The 19747-nt window shown below is 22.9% G+C and carries 13 protein-coding genes; 3 read left to right on the top strand and 10 right to left on the bottom strand.

Going from position 1 to position 19747, the window contains the following annotated elements:
• Positions 1-32 precede the first annotated feature (32 nt).
• From H0H66_RS00145 to H0H66_RS00135, 3 genes are all read right to left on the bottom strand, one after another.
• Entirely contained in the window at positions 33-2060 is a 2028-nt protein-coding gene (locus H0H66_RS00145; RefSeq protein WP_185857980.1) for an HD family phosphohydrolase, read from the bottom strand.
• Between the two features lie 121 nt (positions 2061-2181).
• A complete protein-coding gene (locus tag H0H66_RS00140; protein WP_185857979.1) occupies positions 2182-2700 on the bottom strand; it encodes an Lrp/AsnC family transcriptional regulator in 519 nt (172 codons plus the stop codon).
• A 189-nt stretch (positions 2701-2889) separates the two neighbouring features.
• Positions 2890-6693: a translocation/assembly module TamB domain-containing protein gene (locus H0H66_RS00135; RefSeq protein WP_185857978.1), complete on the bottom strand. Its 3804-nt coding sequence runs from the start codon at positions 6691-6693 to the stop codon at positions 2890-2892.
• Between the two features lie 19 nt (positions 6694-6712).
• On the opposite strand from H0H66_RS00135, the gene tsaD reads away from it, so the two are divergent.
• Complete coding sequence (tsaD, locus tag H0H66_RS00130) at positions 6713-7744, top strand: tRNA (adenosine(37)-N6)-threonylcarbamoyltransferase complex transferase subunit TsaD (protein WP_185857977.1); 1032 nt, start codon at positions 6713-6715, stop codon at positions 7742-7744.
• 12 nt (positions 7745-7756) lie between these two features.
• Here the strand turns inward: tsaD and gcvP are convergent, their stop codons facing one another.
• Positions 7757-10657 (bottom strand): aminomethyl-transferring glycine dehydrogenase, encoded by a 2901-nt coding sequence (gene gcvP, locus H0H66_RS00125; protein WP_185857976.1) that lies wholly within the window; start codon positions 10655-10657, stop codon positions 7757-7759.
• An 83-nt stretch (positions 10658-10740) separates the two neighbouring features.
• Between gcvP and mdh the strand changes: the two genes are divergently transcribed.
• Positions 10741-11664 carry a malate dehydrogenase gene (gene mdh / locus H0H66_RS00120; protein WP_185857975.1) on the top strand — a complete coding sequence of 308 codons (924 nt, stop codon included), beginning with the start codon at positions 10741-10743 and terminating at the stop codon, positions 11662-11664.
• Between the two features lie 7 nt (positions 11665-11671).
• Here the strand turns inward: mdh and H0H66_RS00115 are convergent, their stop codons facing one another.
• Positions 11672-12304: a thiamine diphosphokinase gene (locus tag H0H66_RS00115; RefSeq protein ID WP_185857974.1), complete on the bottom strand. Its 633-nt coding sequence runs from the start codon at positions 12302-12304 to the stop codon at positions 11672-11674.
• Positions 12301-13035, bottom strand: coding sequence for an LPS export ABC transporter ATP-binding protein (gene lptB / locus H0H66_RS00110; RefSeq protein WP_185857973.1), 735 nt, complete (start codon positions 13033-13035; stop codon positions 12301-12303). The genes H0H66_RS00115 and lptB overlap by 4 nt, the downstream gene beginning before the upstream one ends.
• Before the next feature lie 56 nt (positions 13036-13091).
• Here lptB and H0H66_RS00105 point away from each other — a divergent pair, with 56 nt between their 5' ends.
• On the top strand, positions 13092-14336 hold the full coding sequence (locus H0H66_RS00105) for a peptidylprolyl isomerase (protein ID WP_185857972.1): 1245 nt from the start codon (positions 13092-13094) through the stop codon (positions 14334-14336).
• On the opposite strand, the gene H0H66_RS00100 is transcribed toward H0H66_RS00105, so the two are convergent.
• From H0H66_RS00100 to H0H66_RS00085, 4 genes are read right to left on the bottom strand one after another with little or no spacing between them, the layout of a single operon-like run.
• Positions 14333-16090 (bottom strand): ABC transporter ATP-binding protein, encoded by a 1758-nt coding sequence (locus H0H66_RS00100; RefSeq protein ID WP_185857971.1) that lies wholly within the window; start codon positions 16088-16090, stop codon positions 14333-14335. The two genes, H0H66_RS00105 and H0H66_RS00100, sit on opposite strands and share 4 nt — an antisense overlap.
• Positions 16087-16842 (bottom strand): tRNA pseudouridine(38-40) synthase TruA, encoded by a 756-nt coding sequence (truA, locus tag H0H66_RS00095; protein ID WP_185857970.1) that lies wholly within the window; start codon positions 16840-16842, stop codon positions 16087-16089. The genes H0H66_RS00100 and truA overlap by 4 nt, the downstream gene beginning before the upstream one ends.
• A 12-nt stretch (positions 16843-16854) precedes the next feature.
• Positions 16855-18042, bottom strand: a complete 1188-nt coding sequence (locus tag H0H66_RS00090) for an aspartate aminotransferase family protein (RefSeq protein ID WP_185857969.1) — start codon at positions 18040-18042, stop codon at positions 16855-16857.
• A gap of 7 nt (positions 18043-18049) precedes the next feature.
• Positions 18050-19747 carry an OstA-like protein gene (locus H0H66_RS00085; RefSeq protein WP_238785058.1) on the bottom strand — a complete coding sequence of 566 codons (1698 nt, stop codon included), beginning with the start codon at positions 19745-19747 and terminating at the stop codon, positions 18050-18052.

The following is a 19747-nucleotide window of genomic DNA, read 5'->3' as shown; positions in this document are numbered from 1 at the left end:
ATAGATCTATTAAATAATCAAATAATTTATCATTAAGGATTAGTATATTCGATTCTAGTATGATAAATATTTATTAATTTCCTTTTTAAAACTTGTTTCACTTTTTCTATTTCTTTCAAAGTAATGTCTGCATTGGAAAATTGATTTTCAATTTTTTGTTTTTGAATTATATTTTCAACTAAATTTTCTAAATCTTCAGTAGATGGATTTTTGATACTTTTTGAAGCTGCTTCTACGGAATCTGCTATCATGACAATAGCAGTTTCTTTAGAAAATGGTTTAGGACCAGAATATTGAAATTGTTTTTTATCTACTTCTATATTTGGATTTATTTTTTTTTGTTTTTCATAAAAATAATAAACAACACTATTTCCATGATGAGTACGTATAAAATCAGTAATAGAATCAGGTAAATGATATTTTTTTGCTAGTTCTATTCCTATAGATACATGTTCTAAAATAATTTTAGCACTTTCTTTTGGACTTAATCTTTCATGAGGGTTAATTTTATTATGTTGATTTTCTGTAAAAAATATAGAATTCTTAATTTTTCCTATATCATGATAAATTGCTCCTATTCTTACTAATAGAGAATGAGCACCAATTTCGACAGCCGCTTCTTCTGCTATGTTTGCAACTGTTAAAACATGTTGTAAAGTACCTGGAGCTTTTTGAGATAATAACCTTAATATAGGAGTATTATTATCAGATAATTCTAATAATGAAATATCTGAGGTTAAATTTAATAATTTTTCAAAAAGAAAAATTAATGGATGAACAAATAAAGTTAAGACTCCACTAAAAAAGAATAAAGAAAATGTATACAAAGAAATCTTTTCTAAAGATCCTTCACGGATTAATGTAAGCAAACTAAAAGTAATAATATAGGTCATGGTTATTTTTGCTGCAGCAATAAAAAGATTTTCCATTTTATAAATGTTTTTTTTTGTCAACATAACTAAAACTCCTGTAATGATTTGAATAAAAATGAATTCAAAACTATTGGGTGTAATTAAGGATAACAATAAAATGGTGATTAAGTGAATAAAAATACTTAAATTAAAATTGAAAAAAGCACGTGTACTTATAGGAAGTATACAGAAAGGAATTATATATAATATTTTAGAATGATATTTTAAAATTGTAATGGTAATTAATGATATTAATAGTATATTTATAACTAAAAAATTTACTTTTCTATCATTTTTGAATACTTTATGTTCAAAATAAAAAATATATAACATAAATAAAGTAAATATTATACTTATTATTAAAAAATATCCTATAATAAGACAATAATATTTTTTTTGATTCCATATTTTATTTTCATATTCTTTTTTAAAAAAAGATAAAATTTCAAATTTATTTTTATCTATCATCTCATTATTTCTAATAATATTATCTCCTTTTGTAAAATAGTATTTAATGTTTTTGATGGACTGTATTTTTTTTTGAAAAAAAAAATCGGTATAATATTGACTATAAAATAAATTGGGAATAATAATTTTTTTTAGAATTTTTTTTAATGTTCTTACATGATTACTTTTTTTCTTAAAATTATTATCAATCATCTTATTCACTTTATTATAAGTAAAAATTTTTTTGTATAAAATTGGAATCCATTTTTTATTTTTTTTGAAAAAAATTATGTGAGTTTTGTTTTGTTTTATACAATTATTATAATCTTTGATGTACCCATATTTGTATATCGCATTGATGATATGATGAATAATTTTGTAGTGTTTTTTGTTTTTTCGAAAAAATGTAATTTTTTTTAATTTTCTTTTTATGTTTTTTACTATTTTTTCATTTTTAATACAAAATATTTCTTGGTTCTTTTTTAATTCTTTGATTTCTAAATCAATATCTTGACTATTTTTTGGAATTAAAAAATTAAATGGAGAAAATAAATCTCCATAAGACCAAGTTTTTCCTTCTAAAAATTCATATTTTAAAATCTCTTTTTTTGGGAAAAAAAATGTCAATAGCAAGATTACAATAATTAGAATGAAAATTCTATATGCAATATTTTTTTTATAAAATTTTAATAAGTTAGCCATTACCTAAAAATTGAAACTTATACAATTTTTTCGGAAGGATGAATTGTTTTCTTTTTTTAAAGAAGAAGTTTCATATTGAAATGAAAAAAAATTATGATAATAACAATGGGTTATATTATAATCATGTTTTTTTTTTATAAGATGTTTGATGTTTTTGTAAAATATTAGATAATAATCTGTTTTCATCATTTATGCTTTCTTCTAAACAAATAGTAGATTCTGTTCTAAGTACTCCTTTTATTTCTCCTATTTTAGAAATAACATCTCTCGCATCTGAAGGATCTCTGGCAATAATTCTACAAAATAAATTATATTTTCCTGAAGTAATATATAATTGTACAATATTTGGAATTTTTTTTAATTCTTCTTTGACTAATTTGGATTCACGAGAATCTGATAAAATTCCTACAAAAGCTATTAAATGAAAACCTAATGATTCATACCCTATAATTAGGGTACTTCCTTTAATAATTCCTGCATCTTCTAATTTTTTAACTCTCACATGAACTGTTCCAACAGATAACGGTTTAATTTCTTGACTAATTTGTTTACTAATTTCAGTATAGGGAGTTCTAGCATTTATGTTTAGTTTTTTGACAATAGTATTGTCAATTTCATCTGTATTATATCTTAGAATCATTGTTTTATATTTTTTTATTTTTCTTGAATAAAATACCAAGATACAAAACTTTCTTTTGAAGAAATAGATTATTGTTTTTTCAATATATTTTATGACTTGATATATAAATTGAATAATTTATTTTGACTCATTTATAATATGATGAATGATTTTTATATGAATATTGGATTAATAAAATCATTTTTTATATCAACAATGATTTTGATCATTCAAAAAAATAGAATGATAATTTTGATGATTATATGATAATATATTTTTTAGTTTTTTTAAAAAAATTTCATACATATAAAAATATAGAACATTTTTTATCATATCATTTTTTATAAAAAACTTTCCCAATATTAAAACAGATATAAATTGCATTGTTTTTTCATCAAAAGAATTTAATTTTTCTGATAATTTTTTTTGAATGTATTCATGACTTCCAGGAAATAAAATTTCCATGTTAATATTAGGCTTTTGTATTTCACCAGAAATATTAATTCTTAACTCTGTAAAAATCATATTTTTATGATGTGGTTCTTTTATAAAATCTGTATATTCAATAACGTTATACACATATTTTGTCTCATAAGCTATCAAATTAATGTTTGATTGATAAAAATTATGTTTCCAAGTGATAGATCCTCCGGGTTTTATTTTAAATTTTTTTTCTAATTTTATTGGAATTTTTTGATTTTTATGAAAATAATAATACCCATCTTTGACAAAATAAACCCCACTAGTTTGTAGATTTTTTTTATGTTTTTTTTGTACAAAAAGAAAACCATCTCCTCTAAATTCAACAAAATGATTTTTATCAAAAAATATTGATATTTTTGTATTTTTATTGATTATTGTATTTATATCAATTAATAAATCATTATATTCCTCTTTTTTTTTAGAATCGTTTTCTTTTTTTTCATATATGCTGTTTTTATGATATTCTATCATTTTAGGATTAACGGATAAATGAGAAGAATTCAGAATTTTTCCTTTTTTCATAAAAATGCAAATCTTATTTTCTTTTTTTATGATTTGAATTTTTCCATTATAAAATATTTTTCCACATAAAAAATTATTTTTATTTTCATCCGAGTCTAAAATAAGCAAGTTTTTTGTATTAATAGATAGTTTTATTAAATCCCATTGAATAAGATTTTTATGTAAAATAAAACCATTCATATATCCTTTTGTATTAGATTTAGTATCTACTAAATCAAAAGTATGTAATATGCAATATTTAGAATAAATAGTGATATAAGCTGCTCTTTTTATATTATAATTTGTATTTGTAGAATGAATTTTGATTCCAAATTTTTGAATTTTTAATTTTCCAAAATAATGAAGGTTATATAAAGAACCAAAAACCTGTATTTTTCCTTTGATACTTCCCCGAACCTCAGCTTTTACTTTTTTCCAAAAAGAAGAAAAATTATCTATTCTAAAGTTTTGAATTGTTATATTTAAATTAAGTTTGGATTTATTTTTAGGTTGATTTTTAATATTTCCAAATATTTTCAATATATCATAATCATTTTGTCTTAGACATCCAATTATTTTATAATTATTTTTGTTTTTTTGAAAAGAAAAAATATAAAAATTTCCTAAAAAAATTTTTTTTATTGAAAAATTTTGAATTGTAATATTAATATTAGGTTCAATTCGATTATGAATATTTTTATATAAAAAAAAACCATTTGCTAAACCGTCTATATTTTTATATGATATGATTTTTTTCAATTCTACATTTTTTAAATAAAATTGAAGTATATTTTGTTTTTTTTTCATATCATAATTTGCATGAATTATAATTTTTTGTTTTTCTGAAGATAAAATGAGATGATCAATAATATATTTTTTATGGATAAAATCAATTTTCAGAATTCTAAAGCTATGATAATCAATGAACCAGTTATGTCCATTTATATTTAATTTAGAAAGAAAAGGATAACACATTAAAATACTTCCTTTTTTTTTGCAAAAAAAATTAAGTATTTGTTTTTGGTATTCTTGTTTTTTTAACTTAAAAAAAAACTTGAAATTTATTATACCAAAATTTGGGAAAACAGATATATTTATTTTTTTTGAAAAAAAATTTTTGTAAAACATTTTCCCTATATAAATCTTTATTTTTTTATTCAAAGAGGAATCAATAATTATAAATAATTTTTCAATAGAAATATTGTTTAATTGCATTCCTTTTGTATAGAAAATCATTTTAAATACATTATGTTTTTTTTCCCCTGAAATTTGAATGTCAAAAAATGTATTCTTGCTTTCGATTGGATTTATAAAATGAAAAAAAGATTTTTTTATCAAAAAACAAAAATTCACGTATTTTATGTTTAATTGATATCTGTTTTTTAAATTAAAAGTTTTGAAAAAATTTTTCCATTTTATACTTCCATAAATATGACCAATAATCATATCATATATGTTAATCCTAATTTTTTGATTGATAAATAATATTTTTATATTTTTATTGTTGGAATTTGAATTGTGTTTTTGACGTATTGTGATATATATTTTTTTGAAATGTGGAAATGTATTTCCTGTAAAATGGATTTGATATTCTGAATGATAAAAAAGTATAGTTCTAAAAAATTTAGAAAAATTTTCTGTAATGTTCAGAACAGGGATATTGGATGATAAAATATTATTAAATAACGGTATTTTTTTATAAAAAAAATTATTTTCATTTATAATAAGATATTTTTTCTCTATGAAAATTTGACCTGAATATTGTTCATTTATAAAATGAACATAAGTAAATATTTTGGCTACGAAAAAATGATTTTGAATAATTCCTTTAATTTCTAAATTTTTTTTATTTTCAAAGAAAGAAAAAGTTAAATTTCCTTTATAGATTACATGTTGATTTAAAATAAATTTTTTCAATTTATAGTTTAAATTATATGGAATGATTTTACTTATCTCATAAAGATTAAATTGGATAAAAGTTTTAAAAAACTTGATTTTGTTCCATTTTTTTTTTGCATAAATAATATAAATTTGATTTGCAAAAAATTTGTTTTTTTGTGTTTTTTTTATATAAACATGATGAAGGAAAAATATTTTTTCTTTATGGTTCAATTCACAATGAATGCATCCTTTAATAAATACTTTTGATAAAAAACTCCATTTTTTGTAAAAAAAACTTCCTAAATCTGAACCTAATTTGGATCCATCCAAAATTTTGCATCGTATTTTCGGAAATGAATTTTTATTTTCTTGAAATAAAGTAAAATATCCTTTAAAATAACTATTAGATGTCTTTATAACAAAATTATCAATTTTTAATTTTGAAAAATAATGATATGTTAGATTACAAAATAAATTTTCTATGATAGGAAATTTATTTTTTTTTATTAATTTTTGATATTGATGAGATTGAAAAGATAAAATAGAAGCTTTTATTTTTTTATTGTTAATTCGAATATTTTTTATAGAACTAGAAAAAAAATGTTGAAATTTTTTATTGTTATTTATATTTTTATATTCTAAATAAGACTTATTGATGATTAATTTAGAACATGTAATCCTATTGATATTCAAATTATTTAATTTTTTATGAATCAAAAAATTTTTTATGAAAAGAACCATATTGTTTTCTTTTTCCCGAAAATATTCTTTAATTAATAAAGAAGAGTTTTCAATAAAAATATTTTTTATTTTTAAATGTTCTGAATTGATAAAAATAAAATAAAACAAATTATCAATATCTATTTGACATTTAGACAAACGAATAAAAGAAAAATGATGATGATCTATAATTTTTACATCATAAAAAATAAGTTTTTTTTCCAAAAAATTAATAGAAGCGTGTTTGATCCTAATTTTTTTATTAAAATGCTTTATCGCTTTTTTCATAAAAATTTTTAAAAAAAAAGTGGAAACTTTTTCTTCTATTTTTTGTTTATAATGATGAATAGAAAAAAAAAATAATCCTAATATTAAAAATAAAATAAGGATTCTAGTCTTTTTAAATTTATGGAAAAAAGCATTATTCATTTTCAAAGATATTGTTTTTATGAAAAAAAAACCTATCATTATTGGTATAGAATCATCATGTGATGATACAGGTGTTTCTATTATTCAAAATAGAAATGTGTTATCTAATATTATCATTCATCAAAACATTCATAAAAAATATGGAGGGGTCGTTCCAGAATTAGCTTCAAGACTACATGATAAAAATATAGTAAAAGCTGTTCAAGAAGCTATTTTAACGGCAAAAATCAATCCATATCAAATTGATGCTGTATCTTTCACTTTAGGACCTGGACTTATTGGTTCTTTATTAGTAGGAGCTTCTTTTGCTAAATCATTTTCCATGGGACTAGGAATCCCTTTATTGACTGTAAATCATATACAAGCTCATATACTTGTTCATTTTATAAAAAATGCCAATATAAATAATTCTTATCCAACATTTCCGTTTCTCGGTTTAGTTATAAGCGGGGGACATACTCAGATTATAAAAGTATCTGATTTTTTTCAAATGAAATTATTAGGATCAACTTTAGATAATTCTATAGGAGAAATTCTAGATAAAATAGCTATAATACTAGGGTTTTATTATCCTGGTGGTCCTATGATAGAATATTATTCTAAAAATGGAAATGAAAAAAAATTTACTTTTTCAAAACCTACCGTGAATGGATTAGATTTTAGTTTTAGTGGATTTAAAAGTAATGTTTTGCAATTTATCAAAAATAAATTAAAAGATAACACATTTTTTATAAAACAAAATATATCTGATATTTGTGCTTCTATAGAAAAAACTATAGCAGAAATTCTTTTAGAAAAAGTACAAAAAGCTGTTTTAAAAACGGGAATATACACAATAGTTTTAGCCGGAGGGGTTTCTGCTAATCATAAAATTAGGAAAACATTTATGTCTTTTGGAACAAAAGATAATAGATATAAGATCTTCATTCCAAAAAAAGAATACACCACAGATAATGGGGCTATGATAGCTATTACAGGATTGATGAAATATAAGAGAAATTTATTTGATTCTATTCATGTTACTCCATATGCAAAATTTAAAATGTTTTAAAAGTATGTAACTTTATGTACATGTACATATCAAGTTTCTATCTCCATAGACATCATTAATACGATTTATTGGTGGCCAAAATTTTCTGTCTTTAATCCAGTGTAAAGGATAAGCTGCTTTTTCTCTGCTATAAGAATATTTCCATTCACTTTGAGTCAAAATATCCATACTATGTGGAGCGTTTTTTAATACATTACTTTTTTTGGAAAATTTTCCATTTTCAATTTCCTGAATTTCTTGTCTTATACTAATAAGAGTTTCAATGAAACGATCTAATTCTTCTTTAGATTCACTTTCAGTAGGTTCAATCATCATACATCCTTCTACAGGAAAAGATATAGTGGGGGCATGATATCCATAATCCATCATTCTTTTAGCTATATCTATAACTCCTATATTTGTTGTATCTCTAAAAGTTCTACAATCTATAATTAATTCATGTGCTACAGTATTGTTTTCTCCGACATACAAGATGTTATAAAATTTTTTCAATTTTTCTTTTATGTAATTTGCATTCAATACAGATATTTCTGTGCATTTTTTTAGACCATCCGGTCCCAACAAACGAATATAAGCATAAGAAATTGTTAAGATTAAAGAAGAACCATATGGAGAAGAAGAAATCGTTAATGTTCTTTTATTTTTTTTGTCATGATTTTGTCCTTTTTGAAAAGGATGATTTGGTAAAAAAGGTTTTAAATGTGAAGCAACACAAATAGGACCCATACCAGGTCCGCCACCTCCATGAGGAATAGCAAATGTTTTATGAAGATTAAGATGACATACATCTATCCCTAAATGTGCAGGTTTAATTAATCCGACTTGAGCATTCATATTGGCACCATCCATATAAACTTGTCCACCATTTTCATGAATAATATTTATAATTTCTTGAATATTTTTCTCGTATATACCATAAGTAGATGGATAAGTCATCATTAACACAGATAATGAATCTTTATTTTCTTTTACTTTTTTTAATAAGTCTTTTTTATGAATTGATCCATCTTTTGTTGTATTTACTAACATAACTTTCATTCCAGCCATATTTGCAGATGCTGGATTGGTCCCATGAGAAGAATTAGGAATTAATGCTATGTTTCTTTTATATTCTTTCAATGAAAGATGATAATGCTTAATCACCATAAGCCCTGCATATTCTCCTTGAGCTCCTGAATTGGGTTGTAAAGAAATTCCAGAAAATCCAGTAATTTCTTTTAAATATTTTTTTAAATTTTGAATTACAAAATGATACCCCTTTGCTTGTTTTTCAGGAACAAAAGGATGTATATTTTTCCATTCATGTTGACTTAAAGGAAACAATTCTGAGGAAGCATTTAATTTCATAGTACATGATCCAAGCGGGATCATGGAATGAATTAAAGAAATATCTTTTGCTTCTAATCTTTTTATATAACGCATCATCTCATTTTCCGAATGAAATTTTTGAAATACTTTATGTTCTAAAAAATTAGAAGTTCTTGTTAAAAAACTAGGAAATTTGTATTTATTATGCGTTACATATTTTTTATTCTGTATTTTTTTATTCTGATCATATAATGCTTCATGAAAAATTGATAGAATATGATTTATATCTTTTTGAGAAGTTGTTTCATCTAAAGTAATCGTTAAATGATTTTGATCTATATATCTGAAATTAGTTTTTTTACGTTCTGATATTTTTTTTATCTTATCTATGTAAATGGAATTTGTTTTAATTCTAATCGTATCAAAATAAAAAGTATTTATTTGATAGATATGATTAATATTATGAATCAATAAAAATTCTAATTTTCTAGTATATTCATGAATTGTATTTGCTATTTCTATTAACCCTTTTTTCCCATGATATAAAGCGTACATAGAAGCCATGATAGCAGGAAGTACTTGTGAGGTACAAATGTTAGAAGTTGCTTTTTCTCTTTTTATGTGTTGTTCTCTTGTTTGTAAAGCCATTCGAAACGCTTTTTTATTTTTTTGATCGATAGAGATCCCAATAATTCTTCCAGGAAGAAAACGTTTATATTTTTCATGAGTAGAAAAAAAAGCAGCATGAGGACCTCCATATCCCATAGGGATTCCAAAAGATTGACTGCTACCAATTACAACATCTGCACCCCATTCACCAGGAGGTTTTAATAAAGATAAAGACAAAAGATCTGTAGAAACTATTACCGATATATTATGACGTTTTGCATATTCAATTGTTTCAGTATAATCATATATTTCTCCTAAACTAGAAGGATAAGATATTATTAATCCAAATATTTTTTTATTTTTATATTTTTTTTTTAAATTTTTGTGAGAATCATTTATAATATGGATACCTAAACCAAAACATCTAGTTTTTAAAACATAAAAAGTTTGTGGAAGTATTTCATCCGAAATAAAAAAATAATAGTTATTTTTTATTTTTTTTCTTTTATTTTTTTCATGATAAATCATGAACATTGCATCAGCTGCAGCTGTAGATTCGTCTAACATAGAGGCATTACTAATTTTCATACCGGTTAAATCTGAAATCATAGTTTGAAAATTAATTAAAGCCTCTAAACGTCCTTGAGATATTTCTGATTGATAAGGGGTATAAGGAGTGTACCAACTGGGATTTTCCAAAATATTTCTTTGAATGACACTTGGAGTTATTGTATTTTTATATCCTAATCCTATATAGGAACGATAAATTTTATTTTTTTTACTTATTCTATAAATGTGATTTAAATATTGATATTCGGAAATAGAATTGGGAAGATTTAATTTTCTTTTGAAACGTATTTCTTTGGGAATCGTTTTATTCACAAAATCTTTCATAGAAGAACATTCTAATTTTTTCAACATATTATTAATTTCATGACAAGACGGACCTATATGTCTATGATAGAATTTTTTTATTTTCATGTAATCTTCTTTCATAAAAAGAGAAATTGTGTTTATCTTTAGAATCTTTATAAATTACAAATTTAGATAAATAAGATCATCATTTCAAAAAAATAAAAATGAAAGTAACTATTATTGGAGCAGGAAATGTAGGAACTTCTTGTGCTAGTTTATTAGCTCAAAAAGATATCGTCAAAGAAATTATTTTATTGGATATTAAAGAAAACTTTTCAGAGGGAAAAGGTTTAGACATATCTCAAATGCTTCCTATTATAAAATCAAACACTGAAGTGATTGGTGTTACCAACGATTACTCTAAATCCAATAATTCTGAAATTATTATTATTACTTGTGGCGTTACTAGAAAACCCGGAATGAGTAGAGATGATCTTATTAAAACTAATGCAGAAATTATTCATATTGTTACTAAGAAATCCATTTTTTTTTCTCCGAAAGCTAAGTTTATTATTGTATCCAATCCATTGGATGTCATGGCATATGTGAGCTATATGACGGCCAAAATTGATTCTTATCGTATTATTGGAATGGCTGGAATATTAGATACGGCTAGATATCGTTTTTTTTTATCAAAAAAACTCAATATCTCTCCTATTGATATACAATCTCTATTATTAGGAGGACATGGTGACACTATGGTTCCTTTATATAGGTATACATCTGTATCAGGTATTCCTATCAAAGAATTTTTATCTGAAGAAGAAAATGATGTTATTATTGAAAAAACTAAAAAAGGAGGAGAAGAAATCGTTAATTTGTTAGGAACATCTGCTTGGATGGCTCCTAGTGCATCTGTTATAGAAATAGTAGAAGTTATTTTGAAAGATTCTAAACGTATTTTTCCGTGTTCTGCTTTTTTATCAGGAGAATATGGTATAAAAAATATCTATTTGGGAGTTCCAGTTATTTTAGGAAAAAATGGAATAGAAAGAATTATAGAACTACAGTTGAATCAAAAAGAAAAAAACCTATTAAAAATATCTGCCAATCATGTAAAAAGTATGATCGAAAAACTAAAAATATAATTTTTAATTATTTTTCTATAAATATTAGCAATTCTCCTTTTTTATAATTTATTTCTATTTTTCTATGAAAAGCTTCATTTCTTATTCCTATATTTTTTCCTATTTTTAATAAAGCTTTTTTCATTGAAAATTTTAGTCCGTTAGTGGATAATCCTTCTACTTGATGGAAAGGAAATAAAGATACCTTTTTATTTTTTTTCTGATAAAAAGAAGTTTTTTTATCAGAAAAAAAATAAAAATGATACTTATCATGAAAGATAATAGATAATTTATTTTTATATTTTAGAGCTGTGGATAGATTACCTAAAAAATGATCTTGTTCCATACCACTTCCGCCCCAAACATTTATGTTTAGAAATCCCTGATGATGAATAATATTTAAAGCTTTATCAAAATCCGTGTATTTTTGATCATAAGTTTTCAATAAATGAGTTTTTTCTAAAGAAATATCTTTTTTTAAAAGAATTGAATCAAAATCACCAATTATATAATCTACTGAAATTCCAAATGTATTTAAATAATGAAAAGCTCCATCTACTGCAAATATTTTTTGATAAAAAGAAAATTCCTTTTTTAAATAAGGAGGAATTTCTCCATTAAGAAATAATCCTATTTCTGGTCCATCAAATCGATGATTCATTTTTTATTTTCAAATTTTATAATTTTATTTCCTAAATAAATTTTTTTCACTACTGGATCTTCTATGATTTCTGTAGTGGATCCGTATTTTATAATTTTTCCATTAAATATTAAATAAATACGATCTGTTATTGTAAAAATTTCTTGCACATTGTGATCTGTAATTAATATACCTATATTTTTTTTTTTAAGAGAAAGAATTATTTTTTGTAATTCTTCTATAGCAATTGGATCGATTCCAGAAAAAGGTTCATCTAAAAGAATAAATTTAGGATTAATAGCCAAACATCTAGCAATTTCGGTACGTCTTCGTTCTCCTCCAGAAATAAGATCTCCCCGATTATTTTGTATATTTTCTAATCCAAATTCTTTCATAAGTTTTTCTGTTCTTCTTTTTTTTTCCTGATTCGATATTTTCTGCATTTCTAATATGCATAAAATATTATTTTTTACAGATAATTTTCTAAATATAGATGGTTCTTGAGATAAATATCCAATTCCTTTTTGAGAACGTTTATACATGGGATTTGATGTGATATCTTGATTGCAAAGAAATATTTTTCCTTTATCTGGTTTAATTAAACCTACAATCATATAAAAAGAAGTTGTTTTTCCAGCACCATTAGGTCCTATTAATCCTACTATTTCCCCTTTATTCAATTGAATTGAAACATTTTTTACTACATATCTATTTTTGTATTTTTTATATATATTATTCGCTTTTAAAGTCATATTAATTGATTTTAAAATTTTTTTGTTTTCAAAAAAAATACGAATATTTGTATGTAATGATAAATTTTATTAAAAAATATTTTTTTGCCGTTTTTTTATGTAATTTCTTTTTATACTCGCATTCTTTAGAAAAACTAAGCGGAATTTCTACAATAATTGGAAATGATATTATTTTAGACTCTGAAATTGAAGACGATAGAAAATTGTTTTGTCATAGCAATATGATAAATGATTTTTTAATACAAAAATTAATGCTTATTCATGCGAAACAAGATAAAAGTATACAAATTAGTGATCAAGAATTAAGATTGAAAACTCAAGAATTTTTGTCAGAACTTAAAAATCAGCATATAAATCAAGGAAAATTTTTTTTAACAGAGTTTGAAAACCAATATTTTTTGAATAAATTAACTGAAGAAATCAAGAATAAACAGTATATAGATAAATTTTATAAGAAAAAAACAGACGATGTAGAAGTTTATCCAGAAGAAATAAAATATTTTTTTACGAATAAACAAAATCAAATATCTAATAAAAAAATATGTATCTCTTATATAATTTTTTATCCTAAATTAAGCCAAATTCATAAAAAAAGAATAATAAATTTTTTAAATCAAATTAAAAAAGAAATACGTTCTGATATAGATTTTTCCAGCAAAGCTATTTTATTTTCTGAAGAAGATTCATCTGCATTGAAAGGTGGAGTTGTAAAAGGAATGAAAATAAATCATCTTTCAAATAAATTTTCACATTTCGTTCTTTCTTTAAAAGAAGGAGAAATATCTGAACCGTTTGAAAGTGATTTAGGATTTCATCTCGTTAAATTAGAAAAGAAAAGAAAAAATGAGATTGATTTCAGACATATTTTCATAAAACCTAAATATTCAAAATATGAATTAAAAAAAACAAAATCATTTATAAAATTTTTTAGGAATCGTATCCATAAAATAAATATAGATAAAATACCTAATTTTTTGATTCAAAATAAAATAGTGGAGGTGATGATACAAAATCCAATTTGTTTAGAAGAGAATCAACTATCCAAAAAATTAATCCTTTCTTTAAAAAAAGAAAAAATTACTAATCCTTATCAGGAAACTATCAATGGAAAAGAAGGATTTGTTGTCATAAAATTATTGGATCAAATTCCATTTTATACATATAAACCTGATTCTTTTTCCTTTGAAAAGGATTATGATAAATTGAAAAATTTTGTGATAGATTTCAAAAAAAAAGAAACGATTAAAAATTGGGCAAAAGAAATGTTAAAAAAAACTTATTACGTCAAGATTAATTGTTAATTTTTTTTGTTTAAAGATTTTTTATATAAACCTGCATAATATCCATTTAATTGAATTAATTCTTGATGAGTTCCTTTTTCTACAATAGATCCATTATCAATAGCCAATATTTTATCAGCATTTTCTAATGTTGAAAGACGGTGAGTGATGATAATAGAAGTTTTATGTTTAGTTAATAGATCTGTAGCATGATAAATCATTTTCTCTAATTCTTTATTCAAAGATGCAGTTGCTTCATCTAATATAAGCACAGAATAAGGATGCATTTGAACTCTTAAAAAAGAAATTAATTGTTTTTCTCCAAGAGAAAGCAAACTTCCTCTTTCTTTTACTATAAATTTATATCCATGAGGTAGAGATGTAATAAAATTATGTATTCCTATTTTTTTTGCCATGTTTTCTATTTGATCGATCTTAATAGAAGGATTTCCTAATGTGATATTATTTATAATTGAATCATTAAATAAAAAAGTATCTTGTGTTACCACTCTTATATGTGATCTTAAATTTTTTAACTCTATATCTTGAATAGAATGACCATCAATCCAAATATTTCCTTTTTGTATTTCATAAAATCTAGAAATTAAATGAGTAATTGTAGATTTTCCAGAACCTGTTGATCCTACTATAGCAACTTTTTCTCCTGGTTTAATTTCAAAAGAAACTCCATTTAATACCATTTCATTGTTTATGTAAGAAAAATGAACATTATTAAATACAATATGTCCTTTTAATTTATCAAAACGTAAATTTCCTTTATTAATAATAATTTCTTCATAATCAGAATTTAAAATATAAAATATACGCTCTATTCCAGCGATTCCTCTTTGTATTATATTAAATCGATCCGCTATTTGTCGCATAGGACGAAAAAGAAGATAAATGAAAAAAATAAAAGCAATAATTTGTCCAGGTTTCACATTTCCTATTTCAATTGCATGAAATCCTCCATAAAATATGACAATACTTATTGTTATTGCAGAAATTATTTCTACTATAGGAAAAAAAATAGAAAAATAAAAAATGGTTTTAAAATGTGCATTCATTAACTTATAATTAATAGATTTGAATTTTAAATATTCCTCTTTTTCTTTATGAAAAAGTTGAATAATAGACATTCCTATAATACTTTCTTGTAAAAAACTATTCATACGTGAAGTATGAATACGTTCTTCATGAAATGTTTTTTTTAACGTTTTTTGAAAAAAACGAGTTATGATGTACATAAAAGGAATAGTTAAAAAAACTACAAAAGATAATTTTTGATGAACTGTATACATCATAATGATAATCATAATAATTCTTAAAACATCTCCAGAAACAAGTAAAATTCCATCATTAAATATGACAGTTATAGTTTCTATATCGGATACAGAATAAGATACCAATTTTCCTATTGGTGTTTTATTAAAAAAAGAATTTTTAAAATGTAATAATTTTTCAAATAAAAGAATTCTTATTTTTTCAATAACATTTTGTGCTAATACATTAGATAGATATAATAAAACAAAATGAAATATACTTTCTAGAAAAAGAAGTATGGTTATTAATGTCAATATATTTTTTAACCCCAAAAAATCTTTATAAAGAATATGAATATCTATAGCTTTTTGTATTAATTTAGGACGATAAGCTGAAATAAAAGAAATTAATACAGAAGTAATTATTATTAATATTAATATAAATTTATAATTCAAGGTAATTAAAATCAACTGTTTTAGATAGGATTTTCGCTTATTCAAATTTTCTTTCATAAAAAAATATCTTCTGGATAGATAATTTTAGTCAGAAATAAACCACATGCAGGAACTATTAATTTGCAAAAATTAGAATTTTTTAATTCTATAATTTTTATAAATTCATTCATATGAATTTTATTTCTTCCCACATTTATAAGTGAACCTATAATACCTCTAACCATTGATCTTAAAAATCTATTAGCTTCAATGGTAAAACATAACACATTATTCTCTTCTGACCAAGAAGCATGATAAATTTTACATATATTGTTTTCCTTTTCATAATGTTTTTTATTTCTTTTTTTTTTACAAAAGGAACTAAAATCTTCATACTCCATAAGTTTTTTTGAAGCTATATTCATTTTTTGAATATCTAGTGGATAAAAATAATACCAAGAAAAATCTTGATTGAATGGATTTTTTTCATGTGTTAAATAATATTTGTATGTTCGTTTTATAGCGTCAAATCTTGCGTGAATATTTTTTTTTACTGGAAATATTTTTAAAACTTGAATCGATTTAGGTAAAAAAACATTTAATTTATTTACAAAATTATTGTTTATTTTTTTTTCATAATCAAAATGTGCAAACATCTGTTGAGCATGAACTCCTTTATCTGTTCTACTAGCACCTACAATGTTTATTGATGTTTTCAATAATTTTGATAAGCAGTATTCTAATTTTTCTTCTACTGTATTGACATTTTTTTGAATTTGCCATCCAAAAAAATGTTTTCCATTATAAGCTAATTCAATAAAAAATCTCAATTAGACTATTTTTTAAAGTTTATTTAAACTTTCAAGAATAATAGAACATCCTCTTTTAATTTCTTCTTTTGTAATGGTCAACGGAGGAGATATACGAATGAAGCTATTATGAAATAAAAAACGAAATAATATTAGTCCTTTTTTTAAACAGTTTATCAAAACCTTTTCCACAGTATCTTTGTTTTTTAATTCAAAAGATAAAAAAAGACCTTTCCCATGAATATTTTTAATTTCATTATGAATTAAATATTTTCTGATCCACTTTTCCTTTAATGATACTTGTTCCATAATATCGGAATTGATTATTTGATTTAAAGTAGCTAAAGAAGCAGAAGCAGAAACAGGGTTTCCTCCAAAAGTAGTTAAATGGCCGAAAGGAACAATATCACTAAAAGTTTTCATAATTTTTTTAGATGAAACGAAAGCACTAATAGGCATTCCTCCTCCCATTCCTTTTCCCATGATTAATATATCAGGAACGATATCATAATGTTCAAATGCAAAAAGTTTTCCTGTTCTTCCAAATCCAGTTTGGATTTCATCAAGTATCATTAAAGCTTTTTTTTGATTACATTGTTTTCGGATTTCTTTTAAAAAAGAAAAGTCAGGTAATATAATTCCAGAAGAACATTGAATAGTTTCTAAAATAACACAAGCAGTTTTTTCTGTTATAGAATGAATTAATTCTTCGATATGATTGAATCTAATAAACTTAACTAAAGGTAACAAAGGTCTAAAAGGTCTTTTAAAATTTTCATATCCCATTATACTCATAGAACCTTGAGTACTTCCATGATAAGACCATTTACAGGATATAATTTCTTCTTTTCCGGTATAGCACTTAGCCAATTTTAAAGCACCTTCCACGGCTTCCGTTCCAGAATTAACTAAATAAGTATTACTAAGTGGGTATGGAATATTTTCTGATATTTTTTTACAAAGCTCTACACAAGGTTTTTGTATAAACTCTCCATATACCATAGTATGTAAGTATTTATCTGTTTGTTTTTTTATGGCTTTTTTAATTTCTTTGTTTCCATGTCCTAAAACATTGACGGAAACCCCTGCTACAAAATCTAAATATTTTTTACCATCGATTCCATAAATATAACTGCCTTCTGCATGATTGACCATAATACTCATAGGATATGGATTTATTTGAGTTTGATATTGAAAAAAATCTTTTTCTAATTTTTTCATAAGAAATTTATTTTTTTATCATAATTTTCATATCTTCTTTTTCTAAAAAGATTTCTTTTTTATATTGATCTATTTCTTGATGGATAAAAATTTTTTTGTTTTTGATAGGTATATTTTGATCTTTCCAAGAAAATTGGGGTAAATAAAAATCCTCTTTAGGAGTATTCTTATCTATTGGAATAAATTTGGAATATGCTTCATTTTTGCAAGAAATTTTTATTATTTTTTTGGATTGATCTAAATATATTGATAAAATTTCACAAAACGATCGATGAATTATTTTTCTTTCTTTATCCGGATAAAAAAAGAAAAGGGCATTAACATTTCCTTGAATTATCACTTTTTCTAAATAATTTTTTTTATCAAAGAAACCAGTCATAGTATTTCCTTCGACCTGATTAAATTCTTCTGAATTAATTTTTTCTGTATAAAAGGCGTTTTTGATAATTTTTATATATTTCAAAAAACCATCATTTTCATTTTGAAAATGAACATGTATAGTTTTTCCAGTAATTTTTTGATTGTAAAACCAAAATATAGGATTTCCATCAAATTGTGTATAATTATTTGAAGATGCATAATTGAAAAGATCACATTTTCCTTGAATAAGTTGATTCAAAAAAAAAATATTCACAGAAAAAGCTTGAATTAAATATGAAAAATTTTTTTTGACATTTATTTTAAAAATATTTGAATAAATAACAACTGAATCATTTTTTAACATTTTGATAACTTTGGGATTTTTGTTTAGAATTAAAGAACCAGAATCAAAATCAAATTTTCCATATTCGCTTATCAAAAAATATTTTTTTGTTGAATCTTTTAACAAAATTTTTTGAATAAAACCACATTTTTTTTTCTGATCGAAAAACAAATATTTTCCCCTTACAATTATATTATCATAATGAATACTGACATAATTTTTAAATAAAAATATTTTTTTTTGAAATGAAAATAGTGCTTTTTGAGCATAAATAAAATTATCAAAATTTTTTTTTTGCACTACGATCACGGTGTTATGAAAATTGACTTGATTTTGTTTGAACAAATATTCTAATGTATTGGCATATACAATATAATTTTGACTTATTAATTTAATATTACGTTTTAATTCTATTTTTTTATTTTTGATATATAAAAAACCTTCTTTACTAGAAACGGTATAATCTCCATAATGAATAATTCCGTTTTTTTTATAAAAAATTCGATCTCCTGTAAAATTATATTCCAATACACCAGTTGTTAATTTGATTTTATCTAAAAATAAAACAACATTATTAATGGCTTGAAACAATTTTTTTTTAAAATTAAAATTAATAATATCCGATGTTAATTTGATTTTATCTTGATATAGAATGACTTTCCCTGATAATTTAAAATCAAAAAAATTACCTACTATATTTTGAGATATTATTTTATTTTTTTTAAATTCCAATCTGATATTTCCGCATCCATGAAATTTATTATATTTTTTGTAATATATAATTTTATCACAAAAAAGATGATATTTATCATATTTTAAATGAACATTTCCTGTTAAAACAAAAGTTTTATTATGATCATCGTTTTGTATAAAATCTGCATGAATTATTTGTATAGTTTTTTGAACTTGATTATAGAATGATTCATGAGAATTAGAACTAGAAAATATTTTGTTTAACGGAAATAATAAAAAAACAATAAAAATTAAATATTCATATTTCAC

The sequence above is a fragment of the Blattabacterium cuenoti genome (assembly GCF_014251595.1).
GTDB classification, from domain to species: Bacteria; Bacteroidota; Bacteroidia; order Flavobacteriales; family Blattabacteriaceae; genus Blattabacterium; species Blattabacterium cuenoti_Q.
The sequence above is the reverse complement of the archived record's forward strand: the minus strand, read 5'-3'. Positions and strand labels throughout refer to the sequence as shown.